Here is a 5467-nt window from a genome sequence, read left to right as displayed (position 1 = left end):
GACACGACCGCCATGACATGACGTCACACTGACGCGTAACACCGAAGGACGGAACACCAACGTGGGACTCTTCAAGCGAGACAGGTCCGAGACCGCGTCGACGGAGGTGACGATTGCGCCGCCGGAGCCGGACGAGCAGCTGGACGAGGCGAGGACGGAGCCCGACCCCGCCGAGCTGGCCAGGCCGGACGGGGGCCCGTGGGACCGCAGCGAGGTGAGCGACGAGGCGGACTACCTCAACCTCGGCTCCATCTGGCTCAGGGGCGTCGCGGGCATGGAGCTGCGCCTCGAGGTCAACGAGCAGGAGCAGCAGATCACCGGTGTCACCGCCGTGCTCGGCGAGTCGGCCGTCCAGCTGCAGGCGTTCGCCGCCCCGCGCACCGAGGGTGTGTGGGTCGACATCCGCAACGAGATCGCGACGACGATCACCGACTCCGGGGGCACGGCCGAGGTCGTGACGGGCGAGTTCGGGCAGGAGCTGCAGACTCGGATGCCACAGGCCGGCGCCGAGGGCCACACCACCTTCGTGCCGGCCCGCTTCATCGGCGTCGACGGGCCCCGGTGGTTCCTTCGGGCCGTCGTGAGCGGCCGCGCCGCCGGCGAACCCGCCGAGGCCGAGTCGATCCACGAGGTCGTACGATCCATCGTCGTCGACCGCGGCGACGAGGCGATGCCGCCGCGGGAGCTGCTCCCGCTGCGGCTGCCGGAGGCCGCCACGAGCGCCCCGCCGGATACTGCGGCCGAGCCGGCCGGTCCGGCCCGACTGGACGACCTCAACCCGTTCGAGCGAGGTCCCGAGATCACCGAGGTCCGCTGAGGCATGCCTGCTGAACCGAACAATGCACTGGGGCGCCTCGCCAAGCGCCTGCTCCGCTCGTCGGACGAGATCGACTCGGACGAGCTCGCCCGCGAGAGCCGTGACCTCGGGCGGCAGCACATCGGCGGCCTGGTGCCGCGCACCGTCGCCAGCGTCCGCGGCGAGATCCGCTCGATCACGCTGCGTCCCGCCGAGGAGGTGGCGGCCTTGGACGCCGAGCTGTGGGACGGCACCGATGTGCTCCATCTCGTGTGGCTGGGCCGTCGCAGCATCCCCGGCGTCACGCCGGGGGTCAAGCTGGAGGCCACGGGTCGCGTCTGCCGGCACCACGACGTCCTGACGATCTTCAACCCGTCGTACGAGGTCATCGGCCGCGAGGGCCACCATGACGGCTGAGAACGAGACGGGGCCGACGCGGACGGCAGCGACACACCCGGAGGCGCTGGACCTGCGCCGCTACGAGACGGTCGAACAGCTGCTGGGGGACAAGCTGTCCGAGGCGATCGGCGGCTGGCGCGGCGCCGTCGAGAGCGCCGTGCCGACGCTGCTGTTCGCCCTGGTCTGGTCGGTCACCCGTGACCTGCGCCTGTCCCTGATCGCTGCGGGGGCGGCTGCGCTGCTCTTCCTCATCGTGCGGGTCCTGCAGCGCCAGAACGTCAGGTTCATCCTGTATGCCGCCGCCGGCGTCGGCATCTCCGCGTTCTTCGCGCTCCGGTCGGGTCGCGCCGAGGACGCGTTCCTGCCCGGCATGCTGCAGAACGCCGCCCTGCTCGTCGTGCTCGTCGTGACGAACCTGCTCCGGTGGCCCCTCTTCGGCTTCGTCGTCGGGGTGGCCGAGCCGGACGTCTTCGCCCAGGACCCGACGTGGTGGCGCAGGCACCCCGGAATCGTGTCGGTCGCGTGCCGGCTCGCCTGGGTGCTTGTCGCCCTCAACGCGGTGCGACTCGCGATCATGGTGCCGCTCTACCTGGGCGAGCAGGTCGCCGCCCTGGCCGTGGCCAAGGTCGCCCTGGGCTGGCCCGCCTATCTGGTGGCGCTCACCGCCATGGGCGCGATCCTGGTGCGGGGCCGTACGCCCATCGACGCGTTTGCCGCGCCTCGGTAAGCGCGACCTCACCCGGCCGCCTTGGGCCGGACGGCGCAGCGACCTCGCGTCAGGCTTCGGCCGAGCGCGGCTTTACGTCCGGTGCGAGCAGTCGCTGCAGCTGGGCCTCCTGCTCGGCAGTGGTGATGAAGAGCAGCTCGTCGCCCGACTCGATCGCGTCGTCGGGCGTCGGTGCGATGGGGCGTTGTCCCCGGATGATCGCAACGAGGACGGTGTCCTCGGGCCACCGGACGTCGCCGATCCGGCGACCGGCGAACTCGCTGCGGTCGGGCAGGGTGAGCTCGACCATCGCCGCGCGGCCCTGCTGGAACTCGAAGATCCGCACGAGGTCGCCGATGCTGACCGCCTCCTCGATGAGGGCGGTCATCAGCCGCGGTGTCGACACGGCGACGTCGACGCCCCAGGACTCGTCGAACATCCACTCGTTCTTCGGGTTGTTGACCCGCGCGACCGTCCTCGGCACGCCGAACTCGGTCTTCGCGAGGAGCGACACGACCAGGTTGACCTTGTCATCGCCGGTCGCGGCGACGACGACGTCACACTCCTCGAGCCTGGCCTCCTCGAGGGAAGCCAGCTCGCAGGCATCCGCGAGCAGCCACGACGCCTCCGGGACTCGGGAGGCCTGGACGTCGTCGGCGTCCTTGTCGATGAGCAGGACCTGATGCCCGCTCAGCAGCAGCTCCTGGGCGATGGACCGGCCGACGCTACCTGCGCCGACGATGACAACGCGCATCGGACTCCTTCATCTCAGGTGGCGACGGGTGGCTGGTCGCAGATCCGCTCGACGCGCGCCAGCTCGTCACGCCGCACGGCGAGATGGACGAGGTCGCCGGACTGCACGACGGAGTCGCTCTCGGCGAGCATGCCCTCGCCGAGCCGGGTCAGATAGGCGACCCGGGTGCCGGTGAGCGCCTCGACCTCGGTGAGAGGCCGGCCGATCCACTCGGCGACCAGGGGCACCTCGGCGATGACGATCTTGCCGCTCGGGTCGGTCAGCTCCGGCATCGCCCCCTGTGGGAGCAGCCGCTGGATCACCTGGTCGGCCGTCCACCGCACCGTCGCGACCGTCGGGATGCCGAGGCGCTGGTAGACCATCGCCCGTTGCGGGTCGTAGATGCGGGCGACGACGTGCTCGACGCCGAACGTCTCGCGGGCTACTCGCGCGGCGAGGATGTTGGAGTTGTCGCCGCTGCTGACTGCGGCGAAGGCGTAGGCGGTCCGGATCCCGGCGGCGATCATCGTGTCTCGGTCGAAGCCGACACCGGTCACGGTCTGGCCCTCGAACTCGGCCCCGAGCCGGCGGAAGGACGCGGGGTCGGCGTCGATGACGGCGACGTCGTGGCCGTTGCGCCCGAGGGTGCGGGCCAGGGTCGATCCGACCCGGCCGCAGCCCATGATGACGAAATGCACGGTCGCGACGCTACACCAGCCACGGGCGCGCCCCCAGGTGCGCGCGAAGGGATGCTGAGCGGCATACAGTGTCCTGCGTGCCAGGCTCAGGTTCGCTGCTCAAGCGCCTCCTCGTCGGACGCGCCATGCGAAGCGACAAACTCGGCGAGACGCTCCTGCCGAAGCGGCTCGCACTGCCCATCTTCGCCAGCGACGCACTGTCCTCGGTCGCGTACGCCCCGGACGAGATCCTGCTCATGCTCGGGCTCGCCGGGGGCGCCTTCGCGACGACGCACAGCTGGCAGGTCACGATCGGCGTCATCGCGGTCATGGTCGTCGTCGTCGCGTCTTACCGCCAGAACGTGCGTGCCTATCCCTCCGGGGGCGGCGACTACGAGGTCGCGACCGTCAACCTCGGACCCAAGGCGGGGCTCACCGTCGCCAGCGCGCTGCTCGTCGACTACGTGCTCACCGTCGCCGTGTCGATCTCCTCGGGAGTCGCCAACGCCGCGACCGTCCTCGGCTTCGTCCGGGGACGCGAGGTCATCGTCGCGGTCGTTCTCATCGTGCTGCTGACGGCGATGAACCTGAGGGGCGTGCGCGAGTCGGGCCGGACGTTCGCGGTCCCCGTCTACGCGTTCATGATCGCCATCATCGGGATGGGCGTCTACGGCTTCATCCAGCACTTCACCGGCACGCTGGCCCCTGCCGAGAGCGCCGGGCTGACCCTGGTGCCGGAGGGCGGAGAGGAGCTGACCGGGCTCGCGGCGTTCTTCCTCCTGCTGCGCGCGTTCTCCTCGGGCTGTGCCGCGCTGACGGGGGTCGAGGCCATCTCCAACGGCGTCCCCGCCTTTCGCAAGCCGAAGAGCCAGAATGCCGCCACGACGCTGCTGCTCATGGGCACCATCTCGATCGTCATGCTGAGCTCGATCATCGCGCTGGCCCACTGGACCGAGATCAAGATCGCCGACGACCCGGCCACGCAGCTGCTCCGCGGCGGCGCCCCGGTCGGCGACGGCTACGTCCAGGACACCGCGATCGGCCAGCTCGCCACCACGGTCTTCGCGAACTTCCACCTGGGCGTCATCTTCGTGTCGATCGTGACGGGGCTCATCCTCGTGCTCGCAGCCAACACCGCCTTCAACGGCTTCCCGGTGCTGGCCTCGATCCTGGCGCGGGACGGGTACCTGCCCCGACAGATGCACACCCGCGGCGACCGGCTCGCCTTCTCCAACGGCATCCTCATGCTCTCGGCCGCGGCGATCATCCTCGTCATCGTCTTCCAGGCCAGCGTCACGGCGCTGATCCAGCTCTACATCGTGGGGGTCTTCGTCTCGTTCACGACGAGCCAGACCGGGATGATCCGGCACTGGACGCGACATCTGCGCCTCGAGCGCAACCCGAAGGAGCGCCGTCGCATGCAGCGCTCACGGGTCATCAACACGATCGGTGCCGCGATGTCGGCGACGGTCCTGCTCGTCGTGCTCATCACGAAGTTCCAGGCGGGGGCACGCTATGCCATCGCCGCGATGGTCGTGCTCTACCTGCTCATGCTGGGCATCAAGCGGCACTACGCCGCGGTCAACGCCGAGCTCGCCGTCGACTGGGAGACCGACCGGCCGACGCTGCCCTCGCACGTGCACGCCATCGTCCTCGTGTCGAAGATCCACAAGCCGACGCTGCGTGCGCTCGCCTATGCCCGCGCCGGCCGGCCGTCGTCCCTCGAGGCGCTGACCGTCGACGTCGACCCTGACGAGACGCGCGCGATGCTCACCGAATGGTCCCGCCACGAGATCCCGGTGCCGCTCAAGGTGCTCGCCTCGCCCTACCGGCAGATCACCCGCCCGATCCTCGACTACGTCCGCTCGATCCGCAGCGACAACCCCCGAGACGTCGTCACCGTCTACCTGCCCGAGTACGTCGTCGGCAAGTGGTGGGAGCAGGTGCTGCACAACCAGAGCGCACTGCGTCTCAAGGCCCGGCTGCTGTTCACCCCCGGCATCATGGTCGTGAGCGTCCCGTGGCAGCTCGCGTCGTCCAAGGGTGCCGAAGGGGCCTGGGTCGACGCGCCGCCGGGGGGCGGCGCGGGCCGCGGGGGGGGCGGGGGGGCCCCGCCCCCCGGCCCCGCGCCCCCCCCGGGGGCCCCCCCCCCCGGG

General features: G+C 70.6%; 6 protein-coding genes. 4 read left to right on the top strand and 2 right to left on the bottom strand.

Features of this window, described 5'->3' with window-relative positions; all coding sequences use genetic code 11:
• Nucleotides 1–61 precede the first annotated feature (61 nt).
• Genes L0H79_RS20290 through L0H79_RS20280 form a run of 3 tightly spaced genes read left to right on the top strand, consistent with a single transcriptional unit; the run spans nt 62 to nt 1922 of the window.
• Nucleotides 62–817 (top strand): DUF3710 domain-containing protein, encoded by a 756-nt coding sequence (locus L0H79_RS20290; protein ID WP_301486452.1) that lies wholly within the window; start codon nt 62–64, stop codon nt 815–817.
• A gap of 3 nt (nt 818–820) precedes the next feature.
• The gene (locus L0H79_RS20285; protein ID WP_301486451.1) at nt 821–1213 is read left to right on the top strand and encodes an OB-fold nucleic acid binding domain-containing protein; all 393 of its coding nucleotides are present in this window, start codon (nt 821–823) and stop codon (nt 1211–1213) included.
• Complete coding sequence (locus tag L0H79_RS20280; RefSeq protein ID WP_301486450.1) at nt 1203–1922, top strand: DUF3159 domain-containing protein; 720 nt, start codon at nt 1203–1205, stop codon at nt 1920–1922. Before L0H79_RS20285 ends, L0H79_RS20280 begins: the two co-directional genes overlap by 11 nt.
• Before the next feature lie 49 nt (nt 1923–1971).
• Here L0H79_RS20280 and L0H79_RS20275 read toward each other — a convergent pair whose 3' ends face one another.
• Both L0H79_RS20275 and L0H79_RS20270 read right to left on the bottom strand, forming a co-directional pair.
• Nucleotides 1972–2655 (bottom strand): TrkA family potassium uptake protein, encoded by a 684-nt coding sequence (locus L0H79_RS20275; RefSeq protein ID WP_301486449.1) that lies wholly within the window; start codon nt 2653–2655, stop codon nt 1972–1974.
• Between the two features lie 14 nt (nt 2656–2669).
• Nucleotides 2670–3332, bottom strand: a complete 663-nt coding sequence (locus L0H79_RS20270; RefSeq protein ID WP_301486448.1) for a TrkA family potassium uptake protein — start codon at nt 3330–3332, stop codon at nt 2670–2672.
• Nucleotides 3333–3457: 125 nt separating this feature from the next.
• On the opposite strand from L0H79_RS20270, the gene L0H79_RS20265 reads away from it, so the two are divergent.
• On the top strand, nt 3458–5467 hold a 2010-nt coding region (locus tag L0H79_RS20265), incomplete at its 3' end, for an APC family permease (RefSeq protein WP_301486453.1).

Origin of the sequence: Intrasporangium sp. (assembly GCF_030452765.1) — a bacterium.
Lineage (GTDB): Bacteria > Actinomycetota > Actinomycetes > Actinomycetales > Dermatophilaceae > Intrasporangium_A.
Note: the sequence above shows the minus strand (reverse complement) of the source record. Positions and strands in the feature narration are given on the sequence as shown.

Coding starts and splice junctions, on each gene's coding strand:
- L0H79_RS20285 (WP_301486451.1), top strand. CDS start 821: ATGCCTGCTGAACCGAACAATGCACTGGGGCGCCTCGCCAAGCGCCTG.
- L0H79_RS20280 (WP_301486450.1), top strand. CDS start 1,203: ATGACGGCTGAGAACGAGACGGGGCCGACGCGGACGGCAGCGACACAC.
- L0H79_RS20275 (WP_301486449.1), bottom strand. CDS start 2,655: ATGCGCGTTGTCATCGTCGGCGCAGGTAGCGTCGGCCGGTCCATCGCC.